Origin of the sequence: Mycobacterium sp. E2327 (assembly GCF_001672675.1) — a bacterium.
In the GTDB taxonomy this organism is placed as follows: domain Bacteria; phylum Actinomycetota; class Actinomycetes; order Mycobacteriales; family Mycobacteriaceae; genus Mycobacterium.
Map to the genome: position 1 here is coordinate 22238 of NZ_LZKE01000223.1, position 16130 is coordinate 38367.

The window sequence follows — 16130 nt, forward strand, 5'->3', positions numbered from 1 at the left end:
ACGCAAAACACATGGATCTCAACGAGACCCGCGAGCGAATCGTCTACGAAAAAGAAGGCCCGATCGCGCGCGTCACGCTCAACTGGCCGGAGAAGGCGAACGCCCAGGACCAGAAGCTGGCCGAGGAGGTCGACGCCGCGCTGCTGGACGCCGACCGCGACTACGACATCAAGGTGCTGATCCTCAAGGCCAACGGCAAGGGCTTCTGCTCCGGACACGCCATCGGCAACAACGCCGTCGACTACCCCGCGTTCGTCGAGGGCGCCAAGGTCATGGGCACTCCGTGGAAGCCGCAGACCGACCTGTTCGTCAAGCCGGTGCTGAACCTGTGGGAGTTCTCCAAGCCGACCATCGCGGCCGTGCACGGCTACTGCGTCGGCGGCGGCACCCATTACGGGTTGACCACCGACATCGTCATCGCCGCAGAGGACGCGTACTTCTCCTACCCGCCGCTGCAGGGCTTCGGCATGCCGTCCGGCGAATGCTCAATCGAGCCATGGGTTTTCATGAACTGGCGGCGAGCGGCGTACTACCTCTATCTCGCCGAGGTCATCGACGCGAAGAAGGCGCTGGAGGTCGGTCTGGTCAACGAGGTCGTTCCGCGCGACCAACTGGAATCGCGGGCCGACGCCATCGCCCGCCACATCGCCCAGGCGCCGATGACGACGCTGCTGGCCACCAAGGCCAACCTGAAGCGAGCCTGGGAGCTGATGGGCATGCGGGTGCACTGGCAGAGCTCCAACGACCTCGTCGCGCTGGCATCGATCAGCCGCGACGTGCAGGAGCTGATCCAGACGGTGTTCAAAGACAAGGTGCTGCCATCCGAGCAGGCCCGGCGCCAGGCGGCGGCGGCAGCCTCGGCCACCGACGGCGCGGCGCCGGCGAGTTGAGCCCTCGCGAGGTCCGCCGGTGAACATCGCCGACCACGCGAGCACCGCCGCCGAGTCGCCGGCCCTCCTCGTCGCGGACGGCGGCACGATCACGTACGGCGACCTGTACCAAAAGAGCCAACGCGTCGCGGCCACCCTTCACCAGGCCGGGCTGCGGCGCGGCGACGGCGTGGCGCTGGTGCTGACGAACCGGCCGGAATTCTTCGAGATCACCTGGGGCTGTCAGCTTTCCGGGCTGTACTACACCGCCGTCAACACCCACTTCACCCCCGACGAGGTCGCCTACGTCATCGACGACTCCGACGCGAAGGCGGTGTTCGTCGACGCGTCGATGGGTGACCTCGCGGCGCACGTCCGCGCGGCCAATCCGCGCGTCGGCATCCACGTGGCCGTCGGGGGCGCCCTGCCGGGCTGGCAGTCGTACGACGAAGCGCTGGCAGTAGCGGGCGATGCCCCGTCGCTGTCGGACGGGTCGGAAATGCTCTATTCGTCGGGCACCACGGGACGGCCCAAGGCGGTTCGGCGGTCGCTGCCCGCCGACGGCAACGGGTCGTGGGCCCAGTCGGTGCTGGAGCTGGCGCTGATCCACAAGTACGGCATGGACCGGTCCAGCGTGTACCTCTCCCCCGCACCGCTGTATCACGCGGCGGGGGTGAACTACACCATGGCGGTGCACCGCGTCGGCGCTGCGTCGATCCTGATGCGCAAGTTCGACGCCGAGGCGGTGCTGCGGCTGATCGAGACCCACCGCGTCACCCACGCCCAGTTCGTGCCGACGATGTTCGTGCGCATGCTCAAGCTGCCCGAGGCGGTGCGGCGCAAGTATGACGTCTCGAGCCTCGAATGCGTGATCCACGCCGCGGCCCCGTGCCCAGTGGACGTCAAGCACCGGATGATGGAGTGGTTCGGCCCCATCATCCACGAATATTACGGGGGCACAGAGGGATTCGCGGGCACGACGATCGGCCCGGAGGAGTGGCTCGCCCATCCGGGCTCGGTCGGCAAGCCGTTCAGCCCCGTTCACGTGGTCGGCGAGGGCGGGGTCGAGCTTCCGGTGGGCGAGTCCGGCGAGTTGTTCTTCGAGGGCGGGCCCGATTTCGAGTACTTCAAGGACCCGGCCAAGACCGCGTCGGTCTCCAACGAGCGGGGCTGGCGGTCGCTCGGCGACATGGGCTATGTCGACGACGACGGATACCTCTACCTCACCGACCGGTCAACGTTCATGATTGTCTCGGGCGGGGTGAACATCTACCCCCAGGAGGCGGAGAACCTGCTGGTCATGCATCCCAAGCTCGTCGACGCCGCGGTGTTCGGCGTGCCCAACGAGGAATTCGGCGAGGAGGTCAAGGCCGTCGTGCAGCCGGCCGATGGCGTCACGCCCGGGCCCGATCTCGAGGCGGAGCTCATCGCGTACTGCCGGGCGCACCTGGCGGGCTACAAGTGCCCGCGCACAGTCGAATTCGAGGCCGAGCTGCCCCGCGACCCCAACGGAAAGCTGTACAAGAGGCGCATTCGCGAACGCTACTGGCAAGGGCGGGCGTCACGGATCGTATGAACGAGGGAACGGACATGGTGACTACCGAACGCACCCACCCCGACGTGAACTGGGCGCCGCTGCCGGTGCCGTGGGCGGTTCAGCGGCCCGACCGGATCCCCAAACAGCGGTACTACGACCCGGAGTTCTATGCCCTTGAGGCCGAGTTGCTCTGGCCCCGCGTCTGGCAGATGGCCTGCCGCCTCGAGGAGATCCCGAAGCCCGGCGACTACGTCGAGTACGAGATCCTGGACGACTCCGTCATCGTCGTCCGGCTGGACGCCGACAACGTGCGGGCCTACCACAACGCGTGCCGCCATCGCGGCGTGAAGCTGGTGGAGGGCAACGGAAACCGCCGCACCTTCGTCTGCCCGTTTCACGGCTGGTGCTGGGCGATCGACGGCCGCAACACCTTCGTGCTGCGGCCCGAGGAGTTCGCCGAGGAAAACCTGAGCCCCGACGACCTGCAACTCGTCCCGGTCCGATGCGAGCTCTGGGGCGGCTGCGCGTGGATCAACCTCGACGACGACGCGCCGCCAATGCGGGACTGCTTCGAACCGTTCGCGTCGATCTACGACGCGTGGAAAGTGGAGTCGTTGCGCGTCGAGTGGTGGCAGGCGTGCCGGCTGCCGGTGAACTGGAAGCTGGCGACGGCCGCCTTCATGGAGGGCTACCACGTCCCGCAGACCCACCCGCAGCTGCTGCCGTCCTCGATGCCCAGCACGTCGAAACCGCCGGGGCTGGCCCAGACGAACCTGTACTTCATGCGCACCCTCGGCGAGGGCATGGCCGGAATGACCCACGAGAACGACGTCCGCATCGCCGAGGGCCTGCAGACCATGGAGTTGCCGGCCGACCCGGCCGCGGCCATGGCCGCCTGGCGCGCGGCGCTCAACGACGCCATCGTCAAGTGGCATCGGGCCCGGGGCTGCGACATGCCCGACCTCAACGAGCTGGAGCGGCGCGGCATCACCGAAGCGATCAACTTCTGTTTCCCGCACTACTTTCTGCTGCCCCAGTACAGCAGCGCCTCGTCGTACCGGATCCGTCCGCTCGGCCCGGAGGAGACGCTGTTCGAGATCTGGTCGCTGACCCGCATCCCGCCGGACCAGGCCACCGCCAAGCCCACGCCACCGGAACCGATGGCGCCCGACGACCCGCGCTGGCCGCCCATTCCCGCCCAGGACTTCTCCAACCTGCCTCGTCAGCAGAAGGGCCTGCACTCCAAGGGGTTTGACTACATGCGGCTGTCGGACCGGATCGAGGGGCTGATCTCGAACTTCGAACGCGTCATCGACGGCTTCCTGGCCGGCCTGCCCTACGACGCGCTGGTGCCCGCGATCCAGAAGACCAACACCACCATCGACGTGCCGATCGCCGACCTGGGGCTCAGCTCGGAGGGGCGATGACCACCCGCTGGGACCGCTCCGTCGACCTGCTCATCGCGGGTAGCGGCGGCGGCGGCATGGTGGCCGGGCTGGCCGCGATCGATTGCGGGCTCGAACCGCTGATCCTCGAGAAGCAGGCGCTGGTCGGCGGTTCAACCGGTCTCTCCGGCGGCATCGTCTGGCTGCCCAACAACCCCCTGATGCGGGCCGAGGGCATCGCGGACTCGCACGAGGACGGCCTGGCCTACCTGGCCGACGTGGTCGGCGACATCGGCGCCCCCTCCTCGCCCGCGCGCCGCGAGATGTTCCTCACCGCGGGCTACGAGATGATCAATTTCCTTACCCGCAAAGGCATTCGGCTGATCCGCTGCGCCGGATGGAGCGACTACTACCCGAATCACAAGGGCGGCAACGAGTCCGGCCGCGCCATCGAGGGCATCCCCTTCGACGCCGCGGAGCTTGGCAGTTGGAGCGACAAGGTGCAGCCGCCGCTGGCCAAGAACTACGGTTTCGTGGTCCTCACCAACGAGTTGCGCTCGGTCCAGTACTACAACCGGTCGCCGCGCGCGTTCGCCGTGGCCACCCGGGTGTTCCTGCGCACCGCGGCCGCGCGCGCCCGCCGCCGGCAAATCCTCACCAACGGCGCCTCGCTGATCGCCCAGATGCTCAAGGCGCTCATCGAATTCGGTGACGGGCAGCCCCCGCTGTGGACCAACGCCGCGATGGAAGACCTCATCGTCGAGGACGGCCGCGTCGTCGGGGCCCGCGTGACGCGCGGCGGCGTGCCGCTGAACGTCGAGGCGCGCAAGGGAGTCCTGCTGGCGGCCGGCGGATTCGGTCACAACAAGGAGATGCGCCGCCAGTACAGCGGCGATCAACCCAACGAGGCGCAGTGGTCGATCGCCAATGCCGGCGACACCGGCGAGGTGCTGCAGGCCGCCATGCGGCTGGGAGCGAAGACCGACCTGCTCGACGAAGCCTGGTGGCTGCCTTCGGTTTTCATCAAGGACGGCGGCGCCGCCGCCGCCTCGCTCGGCTCCGGCCGGCAGCGTCCCGGCGCCATCTACGTCGACGCGACCGGCCGGCGATTCTGCAACGAGTCGAACTCCTACGTCGAGGTCGGCAAGGCGATGTACGCCAACAAGGCGGTGCCCTGCTGGATGATCTTCGACGACGGGTACGTGCGCAGGTACGTCACCAGCACCAACCCGCTGAAGCGCAACCAGAACCTGCCGCCCGAGCTCATCGAGAGCGGTGCGGTCAAACGCGGCGACACCATCGCCGACCTGGCCCGCCAGATCGACCTTCCCGCCGACGAATTGGCGCAAACGATCCAGCGGTTCAACCGGTTCGCCGCCAAGGGCCTGGACCCCGACTTCGGGCGCGGGCAGTCGGCCTACAACGACTGCCTCGGCGATCCCGGCTACCGGCCCAACGCGGCCGTCGGCCCGCTCGACCGCGCGCCCTACTACGCCACCCGGGTCTTCCCGGCGGACGTCGGGACGTGCGGGGGCGTCGTCACCAACGAGCACGCGCAGGTCCTCGACGAGCAGGACCTGGTGATCGACGGCCTTTATGCCACGGGCAACACCACCGCGACGGTGATGGGCCGCACGTATCCGGGCGCGGGCGCCAGCATCGCGAGCTCGATGGTGTTCGGGTACGTGGCCGCGCGGCACGCCGCCGGGCGCCGGATCGCGGGGGAAAGGACCCGCTAGGTCTGGCGAGCAGACGCAAACGCACCCAAAACCCGCGCAGTTTGGGGGGTTTTACGTCTGCTCGTCCTGAGAACTCTCGTCGCGGCCGACGAAATCGCGGGGCTTCATGCCGGATTGCATGAGTTCGGCCCGGCGCGCCTGCACGTCGGAGGCGGCGCCCACCATGTTGGTCAAGATGTGGCTGACCTGGAGGTGGACCCGCATTCCCATCAATTCCCAGGCCCGCTTCACGTTGTTCTTGACCGCCATCAGCGTGGTCAACGGGATCTGGGAGATCTTGCGTGCCATCTCCTCGACGGTGTTTTCCAGCTCTTCGCGCGGCACCACCTTGCTCAGCAGACCCCAGTCGAGGGCTTCCTGCGCCGAGAGGGTGGGCGCCAGCAACAGCCAGTCCATGGTGCGGTGCCAGTTCATCAGCAACCACGGCTCGATCATGGTGTGCCCGCCCGGCTCGCCAAGGCTTTGGGCAAGCGGCATTTGGAAATACGCGTCCTCGGACGCGACACAGAAATCGGTCAGCAGGCCGAGATAAATGCCGCCGCCCATGCAATAGCCGTGGATCGCCGAGATCGTCGGCTTGGGAAACTCCCACAGATAAAGCGTGGGCCACAGAAACAGGTCGGCCGTCCCCTTGTAGAGGTCCTCGAAGGTGTTTCCGAAGTCCGGGTAGGGGTTCTCGTCCGGGCCCCAGCGCGCCACGTGCCCGCCGCAGAAGCCCTTTCCGTTGGCCTTGATGATGACGACTTTGATCTCTTTGTCGCGGTCGGCCTCGTGCAGGCAGTCGTCGACCTCGGTCACCAACACCGCGTCCTTGGTATTGGCTTTGTCGACCCGGTTCAAGATGATCCGCGCAATCGGCGGTTCGCGTTCATAGATGATCGCTTCGAGCACGCGCCGCTCCATCGTGGTGACATTACCGGTTTCGGGCCCGCATCCCGGCGCGTCGAGGCTGCGCACAGAGCGCGATTTCGAGGAAATGGCGATTTGTGCGCAGTCTCGAAGGCGGCCGCTCAGCCGCGGGCCAGCAACCACGCGTGACCGTCGCCCTCGCCGGCGTCGACGAGCTCGAGCCCGGCGAAGGCGGCGAGCAGCTCGCCCGGGGTGGCGCGGAACGGTCCCGGCGCGGCCCCGACCTCGCTCAGCGCGGCGATTGCCAGCAGCCCGCCCGGCGCCAGGCGCTCGATGATCGCCTGATCGAGGCGGCGGTCCCGGAAGTTATGGCACAGGACGACGTCGACGGGCGGACCGGCGGGCAGCCCGTCGTCCAGATCGAAGACGTCGAAGTGGCAGCGGTCCGCGACGCCGGCGAGCCGCGCCAACTCGCGCGCCTGCTCGATGGCGACCGGGGACACGTCGCACGCCCAGACGTCGAGGCCGCGGCGGCCCAGCCACACGGCGCCACGGCCCTGCCCGCAGGCGAGGTCGAGGGCGCGTCCCGACGTCGGAAACAGCTCGGCGTGGCGCGCGACGAAGCGGGGCGGCCCGACCTCGCTTGGCTGCGGGGGCCTAGCGCCGGCGTACCGCTCGTCCCAGCGACGCCGGTCGTCCTCGGCCATGGGCGCCACCTTAGATCGCCCGCCGGTTTCTACACTGGACCGGTGTCTAGACAGGCGGCTTCGCCGACGGACGCCGGGACGGCCCGCCGCTCCGACCGCCGGCCGGCGCAGACGATCCGCAAGGTCCTCGAGGCCGGGCTGGAGGAACTGCGCGAATCGTCGTACGCGGCCCTGACGATGCGCGCGGTCGCGACGCGCGCCGGCGTGTCCCCGGCCAGCGCGTATACCTACTTTCCGTCGAAGAGCGCGCTGGTGGCGGCGGTGTACCTGCGCTTCCTGCGGGACTTGCCGCTGCACACCGACGTCAATGACACCACCCAGGCGCGGGTCAGCGCGACGTTGCGCGACATGGCGCTGATGGTCGCCGACGAGCCCGAGCTGGCGACCGCCTGCGGCGCCGCGCTGATGGCCGACGATCCCGCGGTCAAGCCGCTGCGCGAGCAGATCGGCGAAGAGGTGTCCAGGCGGATCGCGGCGGCGCTGGGTCCCGGGTGGCCGCGCGCGGTGCGGTCCGCGCTTCAGATGACGTTCTCCGGGGCCCTCCTGACGGCCCGGTTCGTCAGCTACGAAGAGATCGCGGAACAGCTCGACGAGGCCGTCGGCCTCATTCTCAAGGCGTGCGCCGCCTAAAGCCCAGTGGCCCAACCGAATCGTTATTATCCAGCTGTGAGGATCGGCTGAGCGTGCGCAGTCACGGCTGGGCAGGGAACACGCCCGCCTCCGACGAGGAGGCGATCGAGCGCATCCTGGACGCCGCCGACCGGATCATCGACGAGCGCGGCCAGGCAATGGGAATCGCCGACGTGGCGCGGGCCCTGGGTGTGACGCGGCAGACCGTCTACCGGTACTTCCCCGGCACCCAGGCGCTGCTGGTGGCGTCCGCGATGCGCTCGGCCGACGGGTTCCTCGACCGCCTGGCGACCCAGCTCGAGGGCGTGACCGACCCGGTGGTGGCGGTGACGGAGGGCATGGCATTCGCCATCGAGCGGCTGGCGTCGGACAATCAGCTCGCATTCGTGTTGCGCCATCGCGGCGGACAGGGCGTCTCCATCATCTCCGATACCGCGTTGGCGTTCGGGCGTTCGATGCTGCATCGCTTCGACATCGACTGGGAGCACTACGGTTTCGACGAGGCGGGACTCGACGAACTGAACGAATTCAGCCTGCGGGTGCTGCATTCTTTCCTCACCGACCCAGGCCGCCCGCCGCGCAGCGGCGCCGACTTGCGGCGCTATCTCACCCGTTGGATCGGACCCGCGATCGCCTATCCGCAGCTGGTGCGCACCATGGACGCGCTTAGCGGCGCGGAGCCGACGCGGGCGCGGGGGCGCCCGTCCAGGGCGTCCTGATACCGCCGAAGTGGTTGATCCCTCGCCGCGAGTTCGGTCATCCTCAACGAACCGACGTTGACGACCGACGAAGGAGGGGACGTGGTAGGGCTGGGACAACTCGCACTGAACAGTGCGCCCGTTTTCGGTGGCCTGATGCTCGCCGTTGCGGCCGGTCAATTCAGAGGCCCGGATTACCGAGAGCTCATCAAACAGGACATGGACTTGCTGGAGCGTCTCCCCCCGGAGGCGGTCGAGCGACGCGCCGAGCTGCGGCGCAGCATCGACGAGCGCATCGATGACCTGGTCGAGGTCGCGGACAGGAATCGCGCGCTGCGCAAGGCTGCGCTGACCTACCGCGGTAATTGGCGGGACGTGGTGCTCTTGCTCTGCGTGGTGCTGTTCACCATCATCTGGTGGGAGGTCGATCACAGCAGGGGCAACTGGTTGCCGATGTTCGTCTTGCTGATCCTGCTGTCGGTGGTGACCGCCGCCTACGCGTTCCGCGGCGCGCTACGCGCTGCCCGATCGCTGGTGCGCAGGCAGGGCATTCGGGACCGCGGCGACGGATCGACTTGATCACATCTCATCCGCCGTTCGACTCGCCAACGGGATGCGTACATCGGCCGTTGTCGTGCGCCTGATAGCGCGCTGACCTGCGACATGTCCGGACCGCCGAGTCCTGAGGCCCCACCCGGATGCCGCGCCACCCGCCGGCGCTCGCCGAGCAGGCGCCATCACGTTGTGCCAAAATTTTCTACGTGCAGTTTCCTCCCCTCGCCCGCCTCATTTGTGCTGCGGTGGCGCCGATTTGGGCGCTGCCGCTCGCGTCCGTTCCCTCCGCGTCTGCCGAGCCGTGCCCCGATGTCGAGGTGGTGTTCGCTCGCGGCACCACCGAGCCCCCCGGCGTGGGCCGGGTCGGACAAGACTTCGTGGACACGCTGCGCTCGCGCGTCGGCACCCGATCGCTCGGCGTGTACCCGGTCAACTACCCGGCCACGACCGACTTCCCCACCGCGATCGACGGCATCACCGACGCCGGCCATCACGTGGAGTCGATGGCGGCCAACTGCCCCAAAACCAAGATGGTATTGGGCGGATATTCGCAGGGCGCGGCCGTCATGGGCTTCGTCACCGCGAACCGGGTCCCCGATGGGGCGAACCTCGCGCAGCCGCCCGAGCCGATGCCGCCCGACGTCGCCAACCACGTCGCCGCCGTCGCGCTCTTCGGCAAGCCGTCGACGCAGTTCATGAGCATCATCAACGAGCCCCCGGTCACGATCGGTCCGCTGTACGCGCCGAAGACGATCGAGTTGTGCGTGCCCAACGATCCCGTCTGTTCGGGATCGGGGTTCCCGGCCGCGCACCGGCAATACGTCGAGGCCGGGATGGTTGATCAGGCGGCGGACTTCGCCGCGGGCCGGCTCTAGGCAGCCGCCGGGCGGCGGCCCCGGACCAGACCGCCGGGCCTTGCGTCGGTCAGTTCGCCGTCGGCGACGACGGTCTGGCCCAGCACCATCGTCTCGACGTAACCGTCCGAGCGCTGGATCAACCGGCCCGCGCCGCCGGGCAGGTCCTCGACGCGCTCCGGGTAGTGCAGCCGCAACCGATCCAGGTCAATGAGGTTGATGTCCGCGCGCCGCCCGGGGGCGAGCACGCCGCGATCGCCCAGCCCGTAAAAGCCCGCGGGATCGCCGGTGAGGCGGTGCACCGCCGCCTCCAGCGACAGGCCCGGGCCCCGGGTTCGCTTGCCGACCCAATGCGACAGCAGGTAGGTGGTCATGCTGGCGTCGCAGATGATCCCGCAGTGCGCCCCGCCGTCGCCCAGCCCCTGCAGGCTCACCGGGTCGGCCATCATGTTGTACAGGTGGTCGTAGTTGTTGCCGGCGTAGTTGAGCAGGGGCAGCAGCAGGAATTCGCGCCCCTCGGCGCCGAGCAGCACGTCGTAGGTGACTTCCCAGGGGTCGCGGCGCTCCCGCTCGGCGATCGCGGCGATGCTGTCTTCCGGCGCGGGCTCGTAGTCGAGCGCTTCGCCGAGCGGATACAGGCGCTTGAACAGGTGCCTGTTGAGTTGGTCCGCCGACGGCTGCGGCGTCGGCTCGGGCGCGTCGGCCAGGATTCGCGCCCGGACGTCCGGATCGCGCAGTCGTTGAACCCGCTGCGCCAACGGCAATTCCAGCAACGGCCGATACGTCGCGCGGTGCCGGAATGGATTCATCCGCGATTGGTGTCCCATCAACATTCCGAAGGCGCGGCTGGCGACCTGCGGCCGGATCGTCGCACCGGCGGAGTTGGCTTCGTGCACCGCGGCGAACCAGTGTCGCCAGTCGTGCGGGTCCTGCTCGTTGACCATCGCCAGGAAGGTGAGCGGAATCCGGTACCGCCGGCCGAGCCGCGTGATCCAGTCGATCTCGGCGTCGATCGAGTGGCGCTGGTCGCCGCCCATCGCGCCGCCCACGCCAGCCGGAACCACTTGCAGCACACCGGAACCCACCTCTGCCATGACGGCCATCAGTGCGGCGAGTTCGTCCTCCTCGGAGTAGGTTCCCGGCACGGGCTCGCCCGACGCGCTGCGATGTCCCGCCGTGCGCCCGAACGACATGCCCACCGCCCCGGCGCGCAGGCCGGCGGCGACGATTCCGCACATCGCGTCGAGATCCGCGCCCGTCGCGGTCTCGTGCGCGCGGTCACCCATGACGAAGCCGCGAACGGCGGCGTGCGGGATCTGCGCGGCGACGTCCACCGCGCGCGGCATCCGTTCGAGGGCGTCGAGATACTCGCCGAAGGACTCCCATTCCCACGCGATGCCCTCGGACAGCGCGGAGCCCGGAATGTCCTCGACGCCCTCCATGAGGTCGACGAGCCAGCCGTGGCGATCGGGACGCACCGGCGCGAAGCCGATGCCGCAATTGCCCATGATTGCCGTCGTGACGCCGTGCCAGCACGACGGGGTGAGATGCGGATCCCAGGTGGCCTGCCCGTCGTAATGGGTGTGCACGTCGACGAATCCCGGTGTCACCGTTAGCCCGTCGGCCTCGACGGTTCGTTTGGCGGTGCCCTCGACGCGGCCCACCTCGGCGACCATTCCGTCGGTGACCGCGACGTCGGCGGTCCGCGCCGGCGCGCCGGTGCCGTCCACCACGGTTCCGCCCCGGATGATCAGGTCGTAGGTCATGACAGCCTCCTCGCGGGCCGGCCTGCGGCGCCCACCCAGCATTCAACAGCCTTGTCCCTTTTCTCAATAGGCGACGACGCAGTGCGTGCGACCATCGACGCGGCAGCATTTCGAATTTGAGGAGGCGGAGTGGTGACCGACGTCGGGCGCACGGACTTCGACGCCGCCGATCGACTGGCGATCATCAACTTGTTCGGGGCCTATGCCTACACATATGACGAAAACCGGCTCGACGACTTTCGCGCCCTGTTCACCGAGTCACCGCAGCTCGTGCTGCTACACGACGGTAGCCCGCTGTCGGCGGACATCGACACCGTCATGGCCCTGCTCGCGGTCAGGAAACAGCGTTTCAAAGAGGAAAACAACCAACGGCGCCACGCGCTGAATTCGTTCTGGTTCGCCTCCCAGAGCGCCACCGAGGCCACCGGCCACTGCTACGTCCAGGTTTTTGCCGTCAAAGACGGCGGTTCGCCCAGCCCCGACCTGACCGGCCGCTACGAGTTCACCGCGGTCAAGCGGGACGGCGCCTGGCGGTTCAGCCGGTGGGTGGTGGCGATCGACCAGAAACAACCCGCCACCGGCGAGTGAAAGTGCGTCAGCCCGAAGCGCATCGGGCGCGCAGCGCGCGGACGCCCGGGCCGGCCAGATCATCGCAATAGGCCGGACGCCCCGCCATCGCCATCGTCAGCGCGAGCGTCGTCCCGCTGACGAGCGGGCCGGCGCCGGTCGCAAAGGAACTGTCGGTCGCCTCCAGCCGGAGACCATCGATGGCGCTGCGGCTACGCACCGCAAAGTCCCGGCGCGCATAGAACTCCGCCACCGGGACGACGACGTCCACCGCTGGCGTGCGAAGGAGCCCGAGGGGCCGCCGGATGTCTTGGGCGTGCACCACGACCTCACCCAGAAATGCGGCGGTCGGTCCCAGCGGCGCGGTGGTGCTCGTGATGACCCGCCGGAATCGCTCGAGCGTCTCGGCGGGAGTTGCGCCGCGGTGCTCGGCCAAACGGCGCTCGTTGTGCAGGTCGAAGTCGAATCGAGCGCCGACGGCGCTGGCGAACCAGCGCAGCGGGCCGGTGCTCGCGGCGGCGGTGAGGTGGGCGACCACCTCCTCGATGACCCACCGTCCGCACAGCGACGGCAGCGCCCATTGTGCGTCGTCGAGCTCGGCGAGATCGTCCGCGAGCGCCGCGCGCTCCGCATGCGCCGCCGACCACAGAGCGTCGCGGGTGGCACCTTCGAACATGCAAGCCTCCAATGCACCGCAGGGATGACGACGGGGTAGACCTCCGCCCGGCCCCAAAGTCATCGGCCCGTCGAATGTCAGAAGCTGGTGTCGAGAGCTTCGAGCGCCGCGTCGATATTGGGCATGATCGTCGGCCCGTAACTGCTCACCAGTTGCCCGAGCGACCGTGCGATGTGCGGACCGACGGCCGCGGCGGCGAGGACCTCCTCGGCGATGGCCACGCCGTTGACCACGTGGGCGGCGAGGAGCCGGCCGTCAGGGGTTACTTCGTAGCGCCAGTCACCGATCTGAACCCGTTCCGGCTGCGAGCGAAACAGGCCACGACGCGCCGGTGTGACGATCACCCCGGGCACGCCGCCGAACACCTTGATCACGAGCCCGACGCCGCCGGGGCCGGACAAGGCCGACCCGACGGCACGACTCACCCGCTCGTGATCGAGGCCCGTCATCAATCGCTCAGCGGCAGCACGAACGACGGCGTCAGGGTCTGCGGCTCGCCGCTGCGACGCACCGCCGTCCCCGCCACGTAAAACTCCACCGTGTGATGTCCCCACGCGTAATTCGAGATGGCGAAATGCACCCCCACGATGCCGTTCGCGCCGTCTCGCTCCGCCTCGCTCTGCATCCGTGACATCGCCAGCTCCCGAGACTGGTAGCTGCCCTGCGTCCACTGCGGCATCTCGGCGTTGCGCCCCGCCTGCTTCAACATCTGCATAAACCCTTGCACCGCAACGTGGAACACGCAGTTGCCCATCACGAAGGCGACCGGGGCGAATCCGGACCGCAGCAGCGTGGTCAGGTCCTGGCCGGAAAGGTGGCTGGTGAACGCCTGCCCGTTGGGGCGCCGAAATGCCCCGGGCTTCGCGGTGTAGCGCACGGCGGTGCCGACCGCGATGAACTCGAGGTGCTCGCCCTCCCCCTGATGACGCCAGTCCAGGCGCACACCCACTACGCCGTCCGCCCCCAGCGAATCGGCCTCGGCCTGCATCCGCGACATCGCATTCCAGCGCGCGCGGTACGTCGCCTCGGTGAGCACCGGCAGCTCGGATTGCTGCCTGATGCCGGTGAACTGATAGCCCACGTGATAGACCGAAACGCCCATCACGAGTTCGATCGGTTCGAACCCCGCCCCGTGCAGCAGGGCGAATTCGTTGATCGACAGATCGGTCGTGAACACCTTGCCTGCGTGCGACAGCCGTTCGCTGGCGACTGGGTCGAGCGGGTTCGGTTGCATTGGCAAACACCTTCCTGCGGTCCGGAGCACAGCGTAGGACGCGGGTCGGCGTTTCACATCCCAAACTCGCCGGGCACGTTCTGGATCGCCCGCATGAACCGATCGCGGCTGGGCCTCGTTATCTGAAGTACCAGCGCTATTGGGGTGCGGCGTGAGCGCGGGGAGGATCATGTTTCCACGGGTGCTGACCATCGAGCTGCGCGACGTGGTGCGCGAATACCGGGTCGGCGGCCAGTCCGTGCGGGCCCTCGACGAGATCAGCCTGCGCCTCGAGGGCGGGCACTTCGTTTCGGTGGTCGGGCCGTCGGGTGCCGGCAAGAGCACCCTGCTGCATCTGTTGGGCGCCCTGGACTCCCCCGATTCGGGGTCGATCGAATTCGACGGCGACGAGATCGGCCGGCTCAGCGACGAGCAGCAGTCGGAGTTTCGCCACCATCGCGTCGGCTTCATATTTCAGTTCTTCAACCTGTTGCCGACGCTGTCGGCGTGGGAGAACGTCGCGGTGCCGAAGCTGCTCGACGGCGTGCGGCTGGGCAAGGCCAAACCGGACGCGATTCGGCTGCTGGAGCGCGTCGGGCTCGGCAACCGGACCGAGCACCGGCCGGCCGAGCTGTCCGGCGGCCAGATGCAGCGGGTCGCCGTCGCGCGCGCCCTGATGATGGACCCCCCGCTGATCCTCGCCGACGAACCGACCGGGAACCTCGATTCCGCAACCGGCGGGTCGATCCTGGCGCTGCTCGGCGAGGTTGCCCACGAGACCGGCCGCGGCCGGCTGGTGGTGATGGTGACCCACAATGCGGACGCCGCCGCGGCGACCGATCGAGTCATCACGCTGCAGGACGGCCGTGTCGGCGCCGACCAGCGCTCGGGGGTCATGGTGTGACGGCGGCGTCGGGGATCGCCGCCGCGGCGAGCCGGCTGCGCCTGTTCAGCCTGCGCGAACTTGCGGTGCATCGCCGGCGCACCGGCGCAACCGTCGCCGTAATGGCGGTATCGGCAATGTATCTGGTCGCGGTGTTCGGCATCTTCGGCTCGATCAGCGGATCGGTCAATCGGCTCGCCGACGGCATCGCGGGCATCGCCTCGTTGGAGGTGTCGGGCATCACCGACGCGGGCTTTCCCGAGACGATCGCCGCCGACGTCGCCGCGGTTCCCGGGGTCGCGACCGCGGCACCGATGATCCGGACGACGGCGTCCACGTCGTCGGGTCCGGTCCTGTTGTTCGGCGCCGACGAGCGCCTGGCCGCCCTGGGCGGCGCGCTCAAGGACGCGCTGAAAAACGGGTCGCCGGGAGCGCCCGAGAATCCGTCCGGCCCAACAGGTCCGGCGGACGCGGTTCGCGTCGGGCCCGGTGTCGGCCACGCCAAAGGCGATACGTTCCAATTGGGGTCGCGGTCGGTGACCGTCGGCGAGGTCCTCGCGGGCAAGCAGGTCGCCGCGCTCAACGGCGGGCATTACGTCCTTGCCCCACTTGCCTTGGCGCAGAACATCACCGGTCGCGACGGCCAGCTTGACTCCATCCTGATCACCACCAAACCCGGCGCCGATCTCGCAAGGGTCCGCGCCGCGATCACCACCGCCGTGAACGGCCGCGCCATCGTCGCCGACCCCAGCATGCGGGCCACCCGGGCGGGCGACGGTGTCAAGCTGATGAACTACATGGCCCTGATGGGGGCGATGGTCGCCCTGATGGTCGGCGCCTTCCTGATCTACACGACGATGACCATGGCGATCAGCCAACGGCGGCCGGTCATTTCGATGCTGCGCGCGATCGGCGGCCGCCGCGCCACCATCCTCCGCGACATGCTCGCGGAGGCCGCGATCCTCGGTGTCATCGGCGGGGCGCTCGGCTCGGCCCTCGGGATTCTCCTGGGCCGCATCGCGATTGGCCGCTTGCCGCCGGCCATGACGCAGGGGCTGGAGGCCCGCATCGAGTACTGGCTGCCCGGCTACGCGATACCGGCCGCCCTCGCGGCGACCGCCCTCACCTGCGTCGTGGCATCGGCGATGGCTGCGCGGCAGGTGTATAAGGTCGCACCCATCGAGGCACTGGCGCCCGTCGGG

Annotated in this window: 17 protein-coding genes; 11 read left to right on the plus strand and 6 right to left on the minus strand. The window is 68.6% G+C overall.

The genetic code is table 11. The features are described from left to right. Positions 1 to 11: 11 nt before the first annotated feature. From A5712_RS26170 to A5712_RS26185, 4 genes are read left to right on the plus strand one after another with little or no spacing between them, the layout of a single operon-like run. The gene (locus A5712_RS26170) at positions 12 to 890 is read left to right on the plus strand and encodes an enoyl-CoA hydratase-related protein (RefSeq protein ID WP_068112118.1); all 879 of its coding nucleotides are present in this window, start codon (positions 12 to 14) and stop codon (positions 888 to 890) included. Between the two features lie 19 nt (positions 891 to 909). After that, positions 910 to 2445 (plus strand): acyl-CoA synthetase, encoded by a 1536-nt coding sequence (locus A5712_RS26175; protein WP_068112121.1) that lies wholly within the window; start codon positions 910 to 912, stop codon positions 2443 to 2445. Between the two features lie 14 nt (positions 2446 to 2459). Beyond that, a complete protein-coding gene (locus A5712_RS26180) occupies positions 2460 to 3833 on the plus strand; it encodes an SRPBCC family protein (RefSeq protein ID WP_068112159.1) in 1374 nt (457 codons plus the stop codon). Further along, complete coding sequence (locus A5712_RS26185; RefSeq protein ID WP_068112126.1) at positions 3830 to 5530, plus strand: FAD-binding protein; 1701 nt, start codon at positions 3830 to 3832, stop codon at positions 5528 to 5530. Before A5712_RS26180 ends, A5712_RS26185 begins: the two co-directional genes overlap by 4 nt. A 51-nt stretch (positions 5531 to 5581) precedes the next feature. Here A5712_RS26185 and A5712_RS26190 read toward each other — a convergent pair whose 3' ends face one another. Beyond that, positions 5582 to 6433 carry an enoyl-CoA hydratase/isomerase family protein gene (locus tag A5712_RS26190; protein ID WP_068112162.1) on the minus strand — a complete coding sequence of 284 codons (852 nt, stop codon included), beginning with the start codon at positions 6431 to 6433 and terminating at the stop codon, positions 5582 to 5584. A 107-nt stretch (positions 6434 to 6540) separates the two neighbouring features. Further along, on the minus strand, positions 6541 to 7086 hold the full coding sequence (locus A5712_RS26195) for a bifunctional 2-polyprenyl-6-hydroxyphenol methylase/3-demethylubiquinol 3-O-methyltransferase UbiG (protein ID WP_068112129.1): 546 nt from the start codon (positions 7084 to 7086) through the stop codon (positions 6541 to 6543). Between the two features lie 42 nt (positions 7087 to 7128). Between A5712_RS26195 and A5712_RS26200 the strand changes: the two genes are divergently transcribed. The 4 genes from A5712_RS26200 to A5712_RS26215 all read left to right on the plus strand — a co-directional run bounded on the left by A5712_RS26200 (position 7129) and on the right by A5712_RS26215 (position 9844). Then, positions 7129 to 7716, plus strand: a complete 588-nt coding sequence (locus A5712_RS26200; RefSeq protein WP_068112131.1) for a TetR/AcrR family transcriptional regulator — start codon at positions 7129 to 7131, stop codon at positions 7714 to 7716. Between the two features lie 53 nt (positions 7717 to 7769). Then, the gene (locus A5712_RS26205; RefSeq protein ID WP_068112134.1) at positions 7770 to 8435 is read left to right on the plus strand and encodes a TetR/AcrR family transcriptional regulator; all 666 of its coding nucleotides are present in this window, start codon (positions 7770 to 7772) and stop codon (positions 8433 to 8435) included. Between the two features lie 135 nt (positions 8436 to 8570). Then, a complete protein-coding gene (locus tag A5712_RS26210) occupies positions 8571 to 8993 on the plus strand; it encodes a hypothetical protein (RefSeq protein WP_197519504.1) in 423 nt (140 codons plus the stop codon). 182 nt (positions 8994 to 9175) lie between these two features. Further along, positions 9176 to 9844, plus strand: coding sequence for a cutinase family protein (locus A5712_RS26215; RefSeq protein WP_369830437.1), 669 nt, complete (start codon positions 9176 to 9178; stop codon positions 9842 to 9844). Here A5712_RS26215 and A5712_RS26220 read toward each other — a convergent pair. Beyond that, complete coding sequence (locus tag A5712_RS26220; protein ID WP_068112169.1) at positions 9841 to 11589, minus strand: amidohydrolase family protein; 1749 nt, start codon at positions 11587 to 11589, stop codon at positions 9841 to 9843. The two genes, A5712_RS26215 and A5712_RS26220, sit on opposite strands and share 4 nt — an antisense overlap. Before the next feature lie 132 nt (positions 11590 to 11721). On the opposite strand from A5712_RS26220, the gene A5712_RS26225 reads away from it, so the two are divergent. Next, entirely contained in the window at positions 11722 to 12177 is a 456-nt protein-coding gene (locus A5712_RS26225) for a nuclear transport factor 2 family protein (RefSeq protein ID WP_197519503.1), read from the plus strand. A 7-nt stretch (positions 12178 to 12184) separates the two neighbouring features. Here the strand turns inward: A5712_RS26225 and A5712_RS26230 are convergent, their stop codons facing one another. The 3 genes from A5712_RS26230 to A5712_RS26240 all read right to left on the minus strand — a co-directional run bounded on the left by A5712_RS26230 (position 12185) and on the right by A5712_RS26240 (position 14066). Continuing rightward, a complete protein-coding gene (locus A5712_RS26230) occupies positions 12185 to 12832 on the minus strand; it encodes a maleylpyruvate isomerase family mycothiol-dependent enzyme (RefSeq protein ID WP_068112144.1) in 648 nt (215 codons plus the stop codon). 77 nt (positions 12833 to 12909) lie between these two features. Then, positions 12910 to 13281 (minus strand): DUF5073 family protein, encoded by a 372-nt coding sequence (locus A5712_RS26235; RefSeq protein WP_068112148.1) that lies wholly within the window; start codon positions 13279 to 13281, stop codon positions 12910 to 12912. Then, positions 13281 to 14066 carry a heavy metal-binding domain-containing protein gene (locus A5712_RS26240; protein WP_067158961.1) on the minus strand — a complete coding sequence of 262 codons (786 nt, stop codon included), beginning with the start codon at positions 14064 to 14066 and terminating at the stop codon, positions 13281 to 13283. The genes A5712_RS26235 and A5712_RS26240 overlap by 1 nt, the downstream gene beginning before the upstream one ends. Before the next feature lie 184 nt (positions 14067 to 14250). On the opposite strand from A5712_RS26240, the gene A5712_RS26245 reads away from it, so the two are divergent. Together A5712_RS26245 and A5712_RS26250 are read left to right on the plus strand one after the other, a co-directional pair. Beyond that, positions 14251 to 14949, plus strand: coding sequence for an ABC transporter ATP-binding protein (locus A5712_RS26245; protein WP_068112174.1), 699 nt, complete (start codon positions 14251 to 14253; stop codon positions 14947 to 14949). Between the two features lie 101 nt (positions 14950 to 15050). Continuing rightward, on the plus strand, positions 15051 to 16130 hold a 1080-nt coding region (locus tag A5712_RS26250), incomplete at its 3' end, for an ABC transporter permease (RefSeq protein WP_369830438.1).

Bases quoted from the DNA above. Each gene is read 5' to 3' on its own strand.
- A5712_RS26185 (WP_068112126.1), top strand. From the start codon at position 3,830: ATGACCACCCGCTGGGACCGCTCCGTCGACCTGCTCATCGCGGGTAGC.
- A5712_RS26230 (WP_068112144.1), bottom strand. From the start codon at position 12,832: ATGTTCGAAGGTGCCACCCGCGACGCTCTGTGGTCGGCGGCGCATGCG.
- A5712_RS26235 (WP_068112148.1), bottom strand. From the start codon at position 13,281: ATGACGGGCCTCGATCACGAGCGGGTGAGTCGTGCCGTCGGGTCGGCC.
- A5712_RS26195 (WP_068112129.1), bottom strand. From the start codon at position 7,086: ATGGCCGAGGACGACCGGCGTCGCTGGGACGAGCGGTACGCCGGCGCT.
- A5712_RS26170 (WP_068112118.1), top strand. From the start codon at position 12: ATGGATCTCAACGAGACCCGCGAGCGAATCGTCTACGAAAAAGAAGGC.
- A5712_RS26190 (WP_068112162.1), bottom strand. From the start codon at position 6,433: ATGGAGCGGCGCGTGCTCGAAGCGATCATCTATGAACGCGAACCGCCG.
- A5712_RS26220 (WP_068112169.1), bottom strand. From the start codon at position 11,589: ATGACCTACGACCTGATCATCCGGGGCGGAACCGTGGTGGACGGCACC.
- A5712_RS26180 (WP_068112159.1), top strand. From the start codon at position 2,460: ATGGTGACTACCGAACGCACCCACCCCGACGTGAACTGGGCGCCGCTG.
- A5712_RS26240 (WP_067158961.1), bottom strand. From the start codon at position 14,066: ATGCAACCGAACCCGCTCGACCCAGTCGCCAGCGAACGGCTGTCGCAC.
- A5712_RS26210 (WP_197519504.1), top strand. From the start codon at position 8,571: ATGCTCGCCGTTGCGGCCGGTCAATTCAGAGGCCCGGATTACCGAGAG.